Here is a 14,177-nt window from a genome sequence, read left to right as displayed (position 1 = left end):
CGCCAGATTTCAGACATGTCGGCCATCGTGCAGTTCGAAAATGTTGGCCTGCGCTATGGTCTGGACAGCGAAACCCTGTCCGACGTCAGCTTTTCGCTGGCCGGCGGCGGCTTTTATTTCCTGACCGGCGCTTCGGGCGCGGGCAAGACGTCGCTGCTCAAATTGCTCTACCTCGCCCAGCGACCCAGCCGGGGCGTCATTCGCCTGTTCGACGAAGACGTTGTGACGTTGCCACGCAAGCGACTGCCCGGCTTTCGCCGTCGTATCGGCGTCGTCTTCCAGGACTTCCGCCTCGTCCCGCATCTATCCGCTTATGACAATATCGCGCTGCCACTGCGGGTCGCGGGCATGGAGGAAAGCGAGATCGACGCGCCGGTGGCGGAAATGCTCAACTGGGTGGGGCTGGGCGATCGTGGTGATGCGCGCCCGGCGACCTTGTCCGGTGGGGAGCAGCAGCGTGTCGCGATTGCCCGCGCCGTGATCGGTCGCCCCGAAATATTGGTGGCCGACGAACCAACCGGCAACGTCGACGCGGACATGGCGCGTCGTCTGATGACCCTGTTCGAAGCGCTCAATCGCCTTGGCACCACGATCGTCGTCGCCACCCATGACCTGCCGCTGATCGCGCAGGTGAAGGGCGCGCAGATGATGAAGCTGGACAAGGGGCGGCTGGCCGATCCCACCGGCACGCTGCGTTTCCCGCCGCGTTCGCAGGAACGGCCATGATGGCGGGCCATGCCAATCGCAAGGCGGCTGCGGCCGCGCGGCATCGCCTGTTGCCCGAAGGCCGGGTGGCCGGGCCGATGCCGTGGATCATCGCGATCATGATGTTCCTGACCGTGCTGTCCGCCGCCGCCGGCCTTGGTCTGGGGGCAGCGGTCCGTTCGATGAGCGCCGACCTTGCCGGCCGGGCGAGCGTGCAGGTGGTGGAAGCGGATGCGGAGGCGCGCGATCGGCTTGCTGCCCGCACATTGCAGGCGTTGCGTGGGGCGGATGGGGTTCGCGCGGCCGATCCGGTCGATCCGGCGTTGCTGGCCGATCAGTTGCGGCCCTGGCTGGGCGATGCGGCGACCAGTGGCGACCTGCCAGTGCCGACGCTGATCGATGTCATGCTGACACCGGGCAATGCCGATGCCAAGGTCGATCGTCTGCGTCGCCTGCTCGGTGGCCTGTCGCCCAAGCTGCGGATCGAACCGCATGCGGCGTTTCTCCTGCCTTTGGCGGGTTTGCTGGGTGCGCTCGGCTGGCTGGCCGCCGGGGTCGTTCTGCTGATGATCCTGGCCACGGGGGCGGTGGTCGTGCTGGCGGCACGCGGCGCCCATGACAGCCATCGCACCACTATCGACGTGCTGCACCTGATGGGATCGACCGACGTGCAGATTGCGCGCCTGTTCCAGCGGCGCATAGGCCTCGATGCCTTTCTCGGCAGCGCATTGGGCTTCGCCTTCGCCATATTGGTGATCGTCCTGATCGGGTTGCGCCTGACGGCTATGGGGTCCGAATTGCTGGGCGCCGTGACGCTCGACACGCGCGGCTGGATCGTGTTGGCGACCTTGCCGCTGCTGGGTGTTCTACTGGCGATGCTCACTGCGCGCTGGACCGTGCTGCGAGCGCTGGGGCGATCGCTATGATCGTTCGCCTCTTCTCCGTGATTCTGCTCGGCTGGATGCTGGGCTTTGCCTGGTTCGCGATTTTTCTGCCCCAGCCGCTCGATGGGCGCCCGACCGATGCGATCGTCGTGCTGACCGGCGGGGCGGGGCGGATCGACCGAGGCCTGGCCCTGCTGGAGGATGGCGCGGCCAAGCGGATGCTGATTTCCGGGGTCGACCGGTCGGTCCGGCCGGTTGAACTGGCGGCGGAATATAAGGCGCCGGAGCAATTGTTCAGTTGCTGCATCACGCTGGGTCGGGAAGCGATCGACACCCGGTCCAACGCGATCGAGACGACGCGCTGGCTGGAGCGGCGCGATTACAAGACGGTGCGGCTGATCACCACTGACTGGCACATGCGCCGGTCGGCGCTGGAACTGCGCCAGGCGCTGCCCGCCCGCGTCACGCTGGTCTATGATGCGGTGCCCAGCCGCCCCAGCCTCAGGATGTTATTGCGCGAATATAATAAATATCTGCTGCGGCGGGTTGCCGCGCTGATCGGTATTTGAAGACAGGTCCTATGCTCACCGCCTTGCGTTCCCTCATTTTCATGGCGCTCTTCTACAGCGGCAGCTTGCTCTTCGTGCTGTGGGCGATGCTGTTCGGCTGGGTCACGCCGTTGACGGTGCAGCGCACCGCCACGGGCTGGAGCCGTTTCCATCGCGCCTGCGCCCGCTGGATATTGGGGCAGAGGGTGGTGGTGGAGGGCGACCTGCCGCACGGTCCCTATCTGTATATCGTCAAGCATGAATCGATGTTCGAGACGATCGACATGCTCTGCCTGCTCGACCGGCCGGCGATCGGCGCGAAACGGGAATTGTTCGACATTCCGCTCTGGGGCGGGATCGCGCGCCGCTACGGCCTGATCCCGATTGAACGTACGGCCGGTGCCAGCGCGCTGCGTACCCTGCGTGCAGAGGCGCGGGACCGTACGGCGCAGGGGCGGCCCATCTGCCTCTTCCCCGAAGGAACGCGCGTCCCCCATGGGGAATCGCCGCCGCTCAAGTCGGGCTTTGCCGGGCTTTACGGTCTGCTGGGCCTGCCGGTCGTGCCGATCGCGATCAACAGCGGCCGGGTGTCGCCGCGCGGCAAATTCCTGAAGCGGGCGGGCGTGATCACCTACAAGGTTGGCGAGATGCTGCCCGCGGGCCTCGATCGCAAGGAGGCGGAGATCCGCGTCCATGCGGCGATCAACGCCCTCAACTGAGAATCAGTGCGACCGGCCGAAGTCCGGCTTTGCGTCGTCCTGCCCCTGTTCGATGATCGACCGGCGGATCGCGCGGGTGCGGGTGAACAGGTTGAACAGCGCCTCGCCGTCATTCCAGCGGATCGCGCGCTGGAGCGCCGACAGATCCTCCGAAAAGCGCTGGAGCATTTCCAGCACCGCATCCTTGTTCGCCAGGAACACATCGCGCCACATGGTCGGGTCCGACGCGGCGATGCGGGTAAAGTCGCGGAAGCCGCCGGCCGAATATTTGATCACCTCGCTCTGGGTGACATTTTCCAGATCGCTGGCCGTGCCGACGATGGTGTAGGCGATCAGATGCGGCAGATGGCTGGTCACCGCCAGCACCATGTCATGATGCGCGGGGTCCATCGTTTCGACATCGGCGCCGACGCGACGCCAAAGTTCGACGACGCGCTCGACGGCGACCGGATCGGCATCGGCGGGGGGCGTGACGATCGACCAGCGGCCCTTGAACAGGGTGGCGAAGCCCGCCTCCGGTCCGCTATTTTCCGTGCCCGCAACCGGATGGGCGGGGATGATCCTGCGGCCGGGCAGCGCGGCGTTGAGCTGTGCCAGCACGTCCGCCTTGCAGGAGCCGACATCGCTGATGATCGCGTCTGCGGGCAGATCGTCGGCAATCTCGGCCGCCGCCGCACCCATGGCGCGCACGGGCACGCACAGGATGACCAGATCGGCGTCGGTCACCGAAGCACCCGCCGTGTCGGTAATGTCGTCGCACAGGTCGATGCGCCGGGCGATTTCGCGCACGGCGGGATCGGCATCATGGCCGGTGACGCGCACGGTCGGCATCTCCGCCCGGATCGCGCGGGCGAGGGAAGAGCCGATCAGCCCCAGGCCGATGATGGTGACGCGAGCGAAAGGCAGCATGGCGTCAGGCCGACTCCGCCATGGCGCGCAGCTTGTTGGCCACCGCGCGGGTCTGCGCCTTGGTGCCAATGGTGATGCGCAGACCGTTGGGCAGGCCCTGTCCGGGCAGCCAGCGGGTGGCATAGCCTTCGTCCCACAATCCCTTCATGGCCGCTTCGGCGGTCAGCTTGCCATTGAACAGGATCAACAGAAAGTTGGTCTTGCTGGGCACGACGCGCAGGCCGTGGTTGGACAGGGCGGTGATTTCACCGGCCAGCCATTCGCGCCAGCGGGCATTGTGCGTCCGGCTGGATTTGACCCATGCCGTGTCGCCAATCGCTGCGACGGCTGCGGCCTGCCCGGCGGTCGTCACGTTGAAGGGGGCACGGATGCGGTGGAGGATGTCGATCACATCGGCGCTGGCATAGCCCCAGCCGATGCGTTCAGCAGCCAGACCGTAAATCTTGGAGAAGGTGCGGGTGACAAAAACATTGGACGCAGTCCGCGCTAGTTCCAGCCCGCCATCATCCTCATCAGCGTCCAGATATTCGGCATAGGCCTGATCCAGCACGAACAATATGTCGGGGCGCAACCCGGCGTGCAGGCGCGCAATCTCTTCGCGGCTGGTCATGGTGCCGGTCGGATTATTGGGGTTGGCTAGGAAGACGACCTTGGTCTTTTCCGTCACGGCGGCGAGCAGGGCGTCCACGTCGGTCGCATAGTCGGCGTCCGGTGCCTCCACCGGGGTTGCGCCCACGCGGCGGGCGGCGATGTCATAGACCGAAAAGCCATAGCGCATGAACAATATTTCGTCGCCGGGCCCGGCATAGGCGGAAGCGGCGATATGCAACAGTTCGTCTGATCCGGTGCCATAGATGATCCGCGCGGGATCAAGCCCGTGCGCCGCGCCGATCGCTTCGCGCAGCTTCGTTGCGCCCGGATCGGGATAGGTGGCGAGATCGGCGGTGGCTGCGACCAGCGCCGCGCGTGCGGCCGCGCCGGTGCCGAGCGGATTTTCATTGGCGGACAGCTTGATCAGCGGACGGCCATCATCCGTCGCGGCCTTGCCCGGCACATAGGCGTGAATGCCGAGAATCCAGTCCTTGGGGGCGGGTTTTGCTGCTGCCTGAGTCATGGGGCGCGGCTTTAGCGGCTTTGGGGCCAAAGGCAAAGCCGCAGGATGCAGCGCCTGCGTGCTGTTATGTTAGCTCGCCCAGATTATGGAGCGGGCGGATTTCGATGATGCTGGGGCCGGGCATGGGGTTGGGGCAGCGCTTCACCCAGGCGATCGCTTCGTCGATATCCCTGACCTCCCATAGCCAGAAGCCGGCGACCAGTTCATTCGGCTGGGGAAAGGGGCCGTCGATGACGGTGCGGCTGGTGCCATCGAAGGCGACGCGCTTGCCCCGCGCGGATTCGGTCAGGCCATCGGCCATGATGAGGATGCCCGCATCCTGAAGCGCGTCGTTGAACCGGCCCATCGCCTCCATCATCGCGTCCGTTTCCGGCGATCGCTGAAAGCCCTTTTCGCTCTCCTCGGTCGCCTTCACCAATATCATCACCCGCATCATTGCCTCCTCGCCGGGGTCTGCGTCGACAGAGAGAAATGTCCGGCAAGCGGTGCGCCGACGCAAATGATTTTCGACCGGCTGACGGAACGTCGCGGGGGCGTTCCGTCAGTTGATAGGCAGCCAGTCCAGATCCATATCCTTGTGCCGATTGGTATAATGGCCGATTTCCTCCAGTCGGCCCATTTCCTTCAGCGTGATGCGGCCATTGGACCGGCTGATCAGGCCTTCCTGTTCCATCTGCCGGATCATGCGGTTCACATGGACGGACGTCAGGCCGATAGAATCGCCGATTTCCTCCTGCGTCAGCTTCAGGTCGAAACTGTCGACGATGCTGTCGTCGGTGACGCGCAGCCGGTCGAACATGTCCAGCAGGAAGGAGGCGACCCTCGCCTTGGCCGAAGTGCGGCCCAGTGCGGCAAGTCGGTCGGTCATCGACACGCGCTCCGCATTGGACAGCAGGAACAGTAGCGCGGCGACGCGCGGATATTCCTCCAGCAACCGGCGAAGCGCATGTTTGTCGAACGGACAGATGATCGCATCCGACAGTGCGACCAGAGATTCCGGGGCCTTGCTATAGATGGTGCTGGCCGATCCGATGAAGTCGCCGGGGAAGTAGACGCGCAATATCTGCCGACTGCCATCGGGCAGGATGACGAAGCTCATCACCCGGCCTTCGCGCAGCACGAATAATTCCGTGACGGTATCGTTGACGCGCTGGATCATGGCGCCGCGCTTTACCTTGCGGGGGTTTTCCTCAAGTCGGGCCAGCGCTGCCTTTTCCGCTTCCGACAGCGGCACTTGCTTGGCCAGCCTTGCCGCGAAACAGCTTGTTGCCACCAAAAACACCTTTTTCCAAAATTGTCGTTACGATGGCAAAACGCCTGACCTGCCTTTTGGCTGCATTTTCAGAATCTGCACTAAACTCGATCAAGGGATGCGGTTGCTTTGCAAATATGTTGCATGGCGTTCCGCCACAGCGATTAACTATGCCAGATGGCCGTCGAGCCGCCTTGCACGGCGCGCGGGAGGCGTTATGAACGCTGTCCAATGGACCGTATTCATATTCGCGGCGGTAAAGCCCTTTCCGGCCGCCTTCCCATCTCCGGCGCGAAGAACGCCGCCCTGACGCTGCTGCCCTGCGCGTTGCTGACCGACGAGCCGGTGACGCTGCGCAACCTGCCGCGTCTGGCCGATGTCGACAGCTTTGGCCATCTGCTGAACCAGCTTGGCGTGTCGACCATGATCGAAGGCGCAAGGCCCGAGGATTTCGGCCGCGTCATGACAATGCGGGCGGGCCGCGTGACCTCGACCGAAGCGCCCTATGACATCGTGCGCAAGATGCGCGCTTCCATTCTGGTGCTTGGCCCCTTGCTGGCCCGTGCGGGCGAAGCGCGCGTGTCGCTGCCCGGCGGCTGCGCCATCGGCAACCGTCCGATCGACCTGCATCTCAAGGCGCTGGAGGCCTTTGGCGCGATCATCGAGATCGCGGCCGGCTATGTCCGTGCCAGCCTGCCCGACGGCGGTTTGCCCGGCGGCACCTATACTTTCCCGGTCGTATCGGTCGGTGCGACGGAAAATGCGCTGATGGCGGCCTCGCTCGCCAAGGGCACCTGCATCCTTGAAAATGCCGCACGCGAACCGGAAATCGTCGACCTGTGCAATCTTCTGGTCGCCATGGGCGCGGAGATCGAGGGCATTGGCAGTTCGCGTCTGGTGATCCATGGCAAGGACCGGCTGCATGGGGCGACCTATCGCGTCATGCCCGACCGGATCGAGGCGGGCAGCTATGCCTGCGCCGCTGCCATTACCGGCGGCTCGCTCGACCTGATCGGCGCCAATGCCGAGGACATGCAGGCGATCCTGTCTGCCATGCGCGACGCGGGCGTGCAGGTAGATGTGCACAAGGAGGGCATTCGTGTCGCTTCCGATGGCAAGCTGAAGCCCCTGACGCTGTCGACCGCGCCTTTCCCGGCCTTCCCGACCGACATGCAGGCCCAGTTCATGGCGATGCTGACGCTGGCCGATGGCGCATCGGTGCTGACCGAGACGATCTTCGAGAACCGCTACATGCATGTGCCCGAGTTGGCGCGCATGGGCGCTGATATCGCAGTCAACGGCCGCACGGCGATCGTGCGCGGCGTGAACGGCCTCGTCGGTGCGCCGGTGATGGCGACTGATCTGCGCGCATCGATGAGCCTGATCCTGGCGGGTCTGGCGGCCGAAGGTGAAACCCAGGTCAACCGCGTCTATCATCTCGACCGCGGCTATGAACGGCTGGAGGAAAAGCTCTCCGCCGTCGGCGCCGATATCGAGCGGGTCAGTGATGGCTGAAGGGCGGGGGCTGGCAACCGATCGGGCAGCGCTGCTGGCGCTCTATGATCTCGACGCCGGTGGATTCCGCACGCTCGACGATATTACCGCCTTTGCGGCGCAATTATGCGACGCGCCGATTGCCCTTGTCAGCATCGTGGAGGATGTGCGCCAGCGCTTTCTTGCGCGCACCGGACTGGATGCGGAGGAGACGCCGCGCGATGTCTCCTTCTGCGCGCTGGCGATGCTGGGCGATGCGATCTTCGTCGTGCCCGATGCAACGCAAGATCCCCGTTTCGCCGACAATGGGCTGGTCACGGGTGCGCCGCATATCCGTTTCTATGCCGGCGCGCCGCTGACGGATGCGGATGGCGAACCTTTAGGTGCGCTCTGCATCATTGATACGCAGCCGCGTGCCGATCTGACGCCGCTTCAGCGTCAGGGGCTGACCCTGCTGGCGCGGCAGGTCATGGTGGAACTGGAAGGGAGGCGTCGCGATCGCGACACGATCCTCCAGCAGCGGCTGGATGCGGCGGCGGTGGCCGACAGCGATCGTATGTTCCGCACGCTGGCCGACACCATGCCGCAAATGGTCTGGTCGACGCTACCGGACGGCTATCATGATTATTATAATGCCCGCTGGTACGAATATACCGGCGTACCGGCCGGATCGACCGATGGAGAGGCATGGAACGGCATGTTCCATGTCGATGATCAGGCCCGCGCGTGGGACAAGTGGCGCCACAGCCTGAAGAGCGGCGATCCCTATGAGATCGAATATCGGCTGCGGCATCATAGCGGCGAGTATCGCTGGACGCTGGGTCGCGCGCTGCCGATCCGCGATGTCGATGGCCATATCGTCCGCTGGATCGGCACCTGCACCGATATCCACGAACAAAGGCTGATGATGGAAGAGCGCGAGATGATCGCGCATGAACTGTCGCACCGGATCAAGAATATCTTTTCGGTCATCGCCGGGCTGATCGGCCTGTCGGCGCGCCAGCATCCTGAAATCGGCGATGTGGCAGAGGATCTGCGCGATCGCATATTGGCGCTGGGCCGTGCCCATGATTTCGTGCGTCCCCACAGCGCTGAATCCGCGCCGCAGGTCGGTCAGGGGCAAGGGCAGCTATGGGGCATTCTCGATCAGATATTCGCGCCCTATCGCAACGGTCAGGAGTCGCGCATCCTGTTGTCGGGTGACGATCCGCGGATCGACGATCGATCGGCAACGCCGCTGGCGCTATTGTTCCATGAACTGGCGACGAATGCGGCGAAATATGGCGGCCTGTCTACCGCCGAGGGCCGGATTCACGTCCATATCGTGCAGGAAGGCGCCGATGTACGGATCGAATGGCAGGAAACGGGTGGTCCGACCGTGTCGCCATCCGGGGTGGCGGGCTTTGGCAGTCGTCTGATGACGCTTAGTGTCGAACGGCAACTGGGCGGCCGGATCGTGCGAGACTGGCAGCCGGACGGGCTGTGCCTCAGCCTCTGGATTCCATCCCGCTCCATGAGCCGGGTGGCGGGAAGGGCGTAAAGCCCGCGATTTCGGCGGCAAGAAGATCGGGTGCGTCGGTCGCGGCAAGTTTCAAGGCGGCGGTAATGCTGTGGGCCCGGAATGGCTTGGTGATGACACCGAGAGCCGCGACGGAGGCTTCGCCGATCTGGGCCGGGTTGGCGGTGACATAGATGACCTTGATGCCATGCTGGCTGGCCAATTCGATGCCGATCTGCGGCCCGGTCGGGCCGTCACGCAGGTTCAGGTCGACAAGGGCGATCTCGCAATCGGCGGCGCTGGCAAGTGCCGCTTCCCGGTCAGCAGCGATGGCGCCGACATCGAATCCGGCATCCTCGACGATTTGCTCGATTTCCAGTGCGACGAAAATTTCGTCTTCTACGATCAGAACCTTCTTACTCATTCCACAGCTCATCAAACCCGGTCAGGGATAAACCCGTGTGGCGGGTTAGGTTCCCTCTTTCGAGGAAAAAATGACAGGGTTCGACAGAATTGCCGGATTCAGTCCTGAACGCTGGTCCATAATGTGTCGAAAGCCGTACCTTTCATCAGCAGGACCGAGGCTGGATAGCCGGCCTCGCTTGCTTTTTTTGCCGTGTCCGTGGCGGTATCGACCGCTTCTTGTTGGGTCGGGAAGGGGCCGTAATAACTGTTGTTCAGATTGATCTTCCAGGCGCTTTCATGTTCGAGAACGATGTAGCGGGCATGGGGCAGGGGCATATGCGAAACCTCGATATCACCCGGCGCTGGTCGACTTCATGCCAGACGGCGGGTGCTGGAAGGAAAGATGATGCCGCTGGATGCGCTTCTCTTCCCCCATCGGTCAAGCGCCCGCTCGTTCCTTCTGGTTCAGGCTGTCACGCTGTGGACGAACATATAGCCTTCGTTGCGGATGGTGCGGATGACCGGTCCCTTGAGGCCGCTGGCTGACAATTTGCGACGCAGGCGGCAGAGCTGGACATCGATCGACCGATCGAAATGCTCGCTTGCCGATCCATAGACCCGATCGAGCAGGACGGCGCGATCCAGCACCTTGCGGGGGTGCTGGACGAAGACGCGCAATAGCTGAAATTCGCCGTCAGACAGGGAGATCGGCGCGCCGACCGGATTGAAAAGCTGTCCGGTGGTCAGGTCGACACGCCAGCCTTCGAAAGAGGCGAAGGCGCGGGCCGGGGTCTCCATCCGTGGGGCCGCGCCCTTGCGCCCACGCAGGGCGGCGCGGATGCGGGCCAGCAATTCGCGGGGATTGGCCGGTTTGCACAGACAATCCTCCGCGCCCATTTCCAGTGCAGCGATCCGTTCCGGCTCGCTACAGGCAGTGGAATGGATGATCACCGGCAGGCGGCGCTCGATCGCCAGTTCGCGCAGTAGGGCGGGCGCCTCATCCGGCACGGCCAGCGTGTCCAGGATCACCAGATCATACTCCTCCCGCGCCAGATGCTCGCGCATCAACGGAGCGGTCGGCGCAGGGTCAATCGCAAAGCCATAGGGCGCGAAATCATCTGCCAGGCTGGCCAGCAGGGTGGTGTCCTTATCGACGATAAGAAGGCGACTGTTGAGGCCCGTCATGAAGGTGAGGACGCTGCCGCCAGCGCAAAACCGTCTTATCTTCCTGATCGGTCCGCGCCTGCCACTGCAACCGGGCGGCGAGCAACTGTTCGCCCGGTGCGAAATGGGCGCGCAGGCGGCTGGCAAGAGCCGGATCGAGCAGGTCTTTGGTGGCCAGCGGGCGCCCGAAGCGGCCGCTGGCATTGGCGGCGCGCAGCAAGCGGCGGCTGAGGCCGTACCAGCCGGGAATATGCACCAGCCAGCCCTTGTCGGCGACCGCGCGGCGGGTGAACAGGTTCAGGCCTCTGGCCAGCCACAGCAAAGGGCGGCTGAGCGACGGATTGCGTCGGCCCCAGTCGATATGGGCCAGATCGACGTCCAGTCCGAAGCGGGCGGCATAGGCGGCGGCAAAGCCGCGCGGATCGGCCCGAAAATCCTCATAGCGAAAGACATGGACCTGCCGGGGTCCGAACAGGTTGTCATAATGATTGATCAGCCGGATCGTGTCGAAATGATCGAGGCGGAAGCCGGGCGCTTCGTCCCGCTCCGGCGCGACAGGGCTCAGGCGATCGCGCCCGAACATATAGCGTTTCAGGCTGAAGGTGCCGCCGCCCTTCACATATTGCAGCCAGGCGGAAATGATGGCGGACAGCGGATCGCGGACGAAGATGACGATTTGCGCGTTGGGCAGGGTGCGCAGGATGCGGTCTGCGACATCTTTCGACAGATTGCCGGCCAGGCCGCCATTATGCAGCCCGCCGCTCAGATTTTCCTCGCACAGGATCAGCTTGTCGGGCGCCTCGCCCAGTCGCGCGCGGGCTTGCGCCGGATCGAAATGCAGCGCGCCTGCGTCGAGGAAGGCCGAGCGGACGGTCGCGCGGGGGATATAGCGGCGGTTGCGGACGGCGGGATAGAAGCTGTCCTGAAACCAGGTGGTGCCTGTCTTGTGGTAGCCGATATGGACGATTGGTCCCATCAGGCGGCCTCCGCCAGCGAAGCGGGCGGTGGGCTGGCGGCTTCGCCCAGCGACAGGCTGCAATGCCGGTCCCAGGACAGATTTTCCGCGGCCCATTGGCGTGCCCGGTCGCCCAGGCGGCGGCAGAGCGTCGGATCGGCGACCAGCATGTCGATCGCCGCCTGTATCGCCTCGACCGAACGGCCATCCACGACAAGGCCGGTGACGCCGTCACGGACCAGTTCGGACGGACCGCCATCCTGCCCGACGATGCACACCAGCCCCTGCGCCATGGCATCGGCAATGGACAGGCCGAAGCCTTCGATTTCCGCGCCATCCTCCAGCGCGATCTGGGGGTGGAGGAAGATGTCGGCGCCGGCATAGGCGGCGGCCAGTTCCGCGTCCGAGACATAGCCCGCCATCGTCACCACGCCATCCAGCCCGCAATGGCGGATGGTTTCGCGCACCCGCACGGAATCGACGCCGCGCCCGATGATGACATGGCGCAGGCGCGCGCCACCCTGTACGCAACCGGCAATGGCGCGGACGGCGGCGGAGACATTCTTGCGCGCGACGAGGCGGCAGACGGTGAGCAGTTGCGCGCCGCCATTGCCGCGCGCGAAGGCGGTGGCGGGGCGTTCGGCCGGCATCACCACGCCATTCCAGGCAGTGACGGTGCGGCTGGCAAGATCGGGCAGGCGCTCCAGCAGCAGGGTGCGGGTCACGTCGCTGACGGCGACGATGCGGCGTGCCCGCTTCAACGTCATGCGCAGCAGCGCGAAGGCGATGCCGCGCGGGCGACCCACTTCCCGGCCATGGATGGTCACGACCAGCGGGCGGGGAAAAAGCAGAGCGGGCAGCGCCGCGCGCCAGGTACAGGCGTGGATCAGATCGGGCCGCTGGCCACTGACCCAGGCCAAGAGCATCGCGCGGAACAGGCGCCAGTAGACAGTCAGCATCGACGCATCACCGACGTCGATCAGGCTAATGCCGCTCTCCTGCACGCGGCGGGGACCGGCCGAGCTTTTGGCGAAGATGGTGGCGCGTCGCCCCTGCATCGCATAGGCGCGGCCGACTTCGCGGGCATAGGTCTGCACCCCGCCTTCATCGGGTTCATAGACGCGCGCGACCAGCCAGATATGAGAGAGTGCAGAGGCGGGTGTTTCAGCCATGGGCGAACTCCAGATGCGGAAGGCCTTCGACATGGGGCCGGGAGGATGGGGCGGTGCGGGCCAGGAATGCGGCTACTGCTTGCGCGGCGCGGGCACCGGCGCGATCCAGGGTGGGATCGAACGTATGGGCGACGCCCTGATATTGCGCGGCTTCGTAGCTGGCATGATCGGCGATGGCGCGGGCGGCTGCATCGACAATGCCGTCCGGCGTTTCCAGCACCGGGCCGTAGCGCCAGTGGCCGTAGCTGCGGTCTTCCTGCCAGTCTGCGCGGTGACTGTTCAGGAACAGGCAGGGGCGCGGGCGGGCGAGATATTCGTAAATCTGGCTGCTGACATCGCCCAGATAGAGCGAGGCCATATGGACATAGCGCATGTCGACGCTGGCCCGGCTGCCCAGATCGATATGGACATGGGGCAGGCACGCAAAGGGGGCCAGCCGCTTTTCCATGGCGGCCCTTTTGCGACGATTGTCGAACAGGCGGATGTGCGGCGCGACGATCAGGTTGAAACGGTCGTCCTGCGCGAACTGGCGGATGATATCTTCGCCCATCGACGCCCAGGAGGAGAGGCTGGTCGAAAAATGCGGGTTGTAGAGGATGGTGGGGCGTTCCTGCGGGAAGAGCCGTTGCCGTTCGCCATGGCGGCGGGTCAGGTCGAACTTGCTGTAACCGGCGATGGCATAATGGCCTTCGCGGATCAGTCCTTCCTCCAGCATCCGGCGCCGCTGCTTTTCGCCCGCGAGCAGGACGAAATCGAACTGGGCGATGCGCCGGTCATAGCCGACCGCCCGGTCGCCCGCGCCATGGCAGGTGTGGATGAAGCGGGTCTGCGACAGGCCCAGTCGCTTGAGCAGCAGTGAGGTGCGTTCCGGCACTACGATGGCGTCATAGTGGCGCAGCGATCGGCGGGCGGCGAGCAGGGCGGCGATCTTGGGCGGGGTCGATCCGCCAGTGACGGCGGACAGCGCATCGAGCCAGCGGCCGCCACAGCGCAGGAAGCGGATCGGGCCTGCGCCGCGAGTGGTGGCGATGTCGCGGGCCAGCGCAAGATGGTCGTCGGTCGCGGCCATGACGTCGATCGCGAAGCCGGGGTCGCGCGACAATTCGATCGCCATCGGCAGGGCGTGGAATATCTGGTGGATTTGCGCGTTGAAGAAAAAGCACAGCCGTTGCGGCCGGAACTGGGCGACGGGCGCGGTTTCGCTGTGGACGAGCCAGGGGCGTCCCATATGTTTCTCCGTTGGTGCAGACCCGAACGGAGAGAATGAACGGCGATTATCGCCGGGGGATTTCAGAGTGCGTCAGTGCGCAGGAGGCTTGCAACAAAGCGGCTACGGAATGGCCGGGTCGCGTAATAAA

General features: G+C 64.6%; 16 protein-coding genes. 6 read left to right on the top strand and 10 right to left on the bottom strand.

Annotation, left to right across the window (positions count from 1 at the left end; genetic code table 11):
* Positions 1-15: 15 nt before the first annotated feature.
* From ftsE to BMY84_RS06285, 4 genes are read left to right on the top strand one after another with little or no spacing between them, the layout of a single operon-like run.
* Positions 16-726 (top strand): cell division ATP-binding protein FtsE, encoded by a 711-nt coding sequence (ftsE, locus tag BMY84_RS06300; RefSeq protein WP_093082016.1) that lies wholly within the window; start codon positions 16-18, stop codon positions 724-726.
* Positions 726-1,631, top strand: a complete 906-nt coding sequence (locus BMY84_RS06295; protein ID WP_093082708.1) for a cell division protein FtsX — start codon at positions 726-728, stop codon at positions 1,629-1,631. Before ftsE ends, BMY84_RS06295 begins: the two co-directional genes overlap by 1 nt.
* Positions 1,628-2,158: a YdcF family protein gene (locus BMY84_RS06290; protein ID WP_093082014.1), complete on the top strand. Its 531-nt coding sequence runs from the start codon at positions 1,628-1,630 to the stop codon at positions 2,156-2,158. Before BMY84_RS06295 ends, BMY84_RS06290 begins: the two co-directional genes overlap by 4 nt.
* A gap of 11 nt (positions 2,159-2,169) precedes the next feature.
* A complete protein-coding gene (locus tag BMY84_RS06285; protein ID WP_093082011.1) occupies positions 2,170-2,856 on the top strand; it encodes a lysophospholipid acyltransferase family protein in 687 nt (228 codons plus the stop codon).
* Between the two features lie 3 nt (positions 2,857-2,859).
* Here the strand turns inward: BMY84_RS06285 and BMY84_RS06280 are convergent, their stop codons facing one another.
* The 4 genes from BMY84_RS06280 to BMY84_RS06265 all read right to left on the bottom strand — a co-directional run bounded on the left by BMY84_RS06280 (position 2,860) and on the right by BMY84_RS06265 (position 6,155).
* Positions 2,860-3,765, bottom strand: coding sequence for a prephenate/arogenate dehydrogenase family protein (locus BMY84_RS06280; RefSeq protein WP_093082009.1), 906 nt, complete (start codon positions 3,763-3,765; stop codon positions 2,860-2,862).
* Positions 3,766-3,769: 4 nt separating this feature from the next.
* Complete coding sequence (gene hisC / locus BMY84_RS06275) at positions 3,770-4,879, bottom strand: histidinol-phosphate transaminase (RefSeq protein WP_093082006.1); 1,110 nt, start codon at positions 4,877-4,879, stop codon at positions 3,770-3,772.
* A 64-nt stretch (positions 4,880-4,943) separates the two neighbouring features.
* The gene (locus BMY84_RS06270; RefSeq protein ID WP_093082706.1) at positions 4,944-5,312 is read right to left on the bottom strand and encodes a YciI family protein; all 369 of its coding nucleotides are present in this window, start codon (positions 5,310-5,312) and stop codon (positions 4,944-4,946) included.
* A gap of 108 nt (positions 5,313-5,420) precedes the next feature.
* Complete coding sequence (locus tag BMY84_RS06265) at positions 5,421-6,155, bottom strand: Crp/Fnr family transcriptional regulator (RefSeq protein ID WP_093082004.1); 735 nt, start codon at positions 6,153-6,155, stop codon at positions 5,421-5,423.
* Between the two features lie 207 nt (positions 6,156-6,362).
* Between BMY84_RS06265 and murA the strand changes: the two genes are divergently transcribed.
* Both murA and BMY84_RS06255 read left to right on the top strand, forming a co-directional pair.
* On the top strand, positions 6,363-7,646 hold the full coding sequence (murA, locus tag BMY84_RS06260; RefSeq protein ID WP_093082001.1) for a UDP-N-acetylglucosamine 1-carboxyvinyltransferase: 1,284 nt from the start codon (positions 6,363-6,365) through the stop codon (positions 7,644-7,646).
* Positions 7,639-9,165, top strand: coding sequence for a PAS domain-containing protein (locus BMY84_RS06255; RefSeq protein ID WP_093081998.1), 1,527 nt, complete (start codon positions 7,639-7,641; stop codon positions 9,163-9,165). The genes murA and BMY84_RS06255 overlap by 8 nt, the downstream gene beginning before the upstream one ends.
* On the opposite strand, the gene BMY84_RS06250 is transcribed toward BMY84_RS06255, so the two are convergent.
* The 6 genes from BMY84_RS06250 to BMY84_RS06225 form a co-directional block, all read right to left on the bottom strand.
* On the bottom strand, positions 9,113-9,547 hold the full coding sequence (locus BMY84_RS06250) for a response regulator (RefSeq protein WP_093081995.1): 435 nt from the start codon (positions 9,545-9,547) through the stop codon (positions 9,113-9,115). The two genes, BMY84_RS06255 and BMY84_RS06250, sit on opposite strands and share 53 nt — an antisense overlap.
* A gap of 98 nt (positions 9,548-9,645) precedes the next feature.
* The gene (locus BMY84_RS06245) at positions 9,646-9,864 is read right to left on the bottom strand and encodes a DUF2188 domain-containing protein (protein WP_093081992.1); all 219 of its coding nucleotides are present in this window, start codon (positions 9,862-9,864) and stop codon (positions 9,646-9,648) included.
* Between the two features lie 129 nt (positions 9,865-9,993).
* The gene (locus BMY84_RS06240; protein WP_093081989.1) at positions 9,994-10,713 is read right to left on the bottom strand and encodes a winged helix-turn-helix domain-containing protein; all 720 of its coding nucleotides are present in this window, start codon (positions 10,711-10,713) and stop codon (positions 9,994-9,996) included.
* The gene (locus tag BMY84_RS06235) at positions 10,676-11,668 is read right to left on the bottom strand and encodes a sulfotransferase (protein ID WP_093081987.1); all 993 of its coding nucleotides are present in this window, start codon (positions 11,666-11,668) and stop codon (positions 10,676-10,678) included. Before BMY84_RS06235 ends, BMY84_RS06240 begins: the two co-directional genes overlap by 38 nt.
* Complete coding sequence (locus BMY84_RS06230) at positions 11,668-12,819, bottom strand: glycosyltransferase family 4 protein (RefSeq protein ID WP_093081984.1); 1,152 nt, start codon at positions 12,817-12,819, stop codon at positions 11,668-11,670. Before BMY84_RS06230 ends, BMY84_RS06235 begins: the two co-directional genes overlap by 1 nt.
* Positions 12,812-14,047: a glycosyl transferase gene (locus BMY84_RS06225; protein ID WP_093081982.1), complete on the bottom strand. Its 1,236-nt coding sequence runs from the start codon at positions 14,045-14,047 to the stop codon at positions 12,812-12,814. The genes BMY84_RS06230 and BMY84_RS06225 overlap by 8 nt, the downstream gene beginning before the upstream one ends.
* Between the last annotated feature and the right edge of the window lie 130 nt (positions 14,048-14,177).

This window comes from Sphingobium sp. AP50, from assembly GCF_900109095.1.
Lineage (GTDB): Bacteria > Pseudomonadota > Alphaproteobacteria > Sphingomonadales > Sphingomonadaceae > Sphingobium.
The sequence above is the reverse complement of the archived record's forward strand: the minus strand, read 5'-3'. Positions and strand labels throughout refer to the sequence as shown.

Bases quoted from the DNA above. Each gene is read 5' to 3' on its own strand.
- ftsE (WP_093082016.1), top strand. From the start codon at position 16: ATGTCGGCCATCGTGCAGTTCGAAAATGTTGGCCTGCGCTATGGTCTG.
- BMY84_RS06295 (WP_093082708.1), top strand. From the start codon at position 726: ATGGCGGGCCATGCCAATCGCAAGGCGGCTGCGGCCGCGCGGCATCGC.
- BMY84_RS06290 (WP_093082014.1), top strand. From the start codon at position 1,628: ATGATCGTTCGCCTCTTCTCCGTGATTCTGCTCGGCTGGATGCTGGGC.
- BMY84_RS06285 (WP_093082011.1), top strand. From the start codon at position 2,170: ATGCTCACCGCCTTGCGTTCCCTCATTTTCATGGCGCTCTTCTACAGC.
- BMY84_RS06280 (WP_093082009.1), bottom strand. From the start codon at position 3,765: ATGCTGCCTTTCGCTCGCGTCACCATCATCGGCCTGGGGCTGATCGGC.
- hisC (WP_093082006.1), bottom strand. From the start codon at position 4,879: ATGACTCAGGCAGCAGCAAAACCCGCCCCCAAGGACTGGATTCTCGGC.
- BMY84_RS06270 (WP_093082706.1), bottom strand. From the start codon at position 5,312: ATGCGGGTGATGATATTGGTGAAGGCGACCGAGGAGAGCGAAAAGGGC.
- murA (WP_093082001.1), top strand. From the start codon at position 6,363: ATGGACCGTATTCATATTCGCGGCGGTAAAGCCCTTTCCGGCCGCCTT.
- BMY84_RS06255 (WP_093081998.1), top strand. From the start codon at position 7,639: ATGGCTGAAGGGCGGGGGCTGGCAACCGATCGGGCAGCGCTGCTGGCG.
- BMY84_RS06250 (WP_093081995.1), bottom strand. From the start codon at position 9,547: ATGAGTAAGAAGGTTCTGATCGTAGAAGACGAAATTTTCGTCGCACTG.
- BMY84_RS06245 (WP_093081992.1), bottom strand. From the start codon at position 9,864: ATGCCCCTGCCCCATGCCCGCTACATCGTTCTCGAACATGAAAGCGCC.
- BMY84_RS06240 (WP_093081989.1), bottom strand. From the start codon at position 10,713: ATGACGGGCCTCAACAGTCGCCTTCTTATCGTCGATAAGGACACCACC.
- BMY84_RS06235 (WP_093081987.1), bottom strand. From the start codon at position 11,668: ATGGGACCAATCGTCCATATCGGCTACCACAAGACAGGCACCACCTGG.
- BMY84_RS06230 (WP_093081984.1), bottom strand. From the start codon at position 12,819: ATGGCTGAAACACCCGCCTCTGCACTCTCTCATATCTGGCTGGTCGCG.
- BMY84_RS06225 (WP_093081982.1), bottom strand. From the start codon at position 14,047: ATGGGACGCCCCTGGCTCGTCCACAGCGAAACCGCGCCCGTCGCCCAG.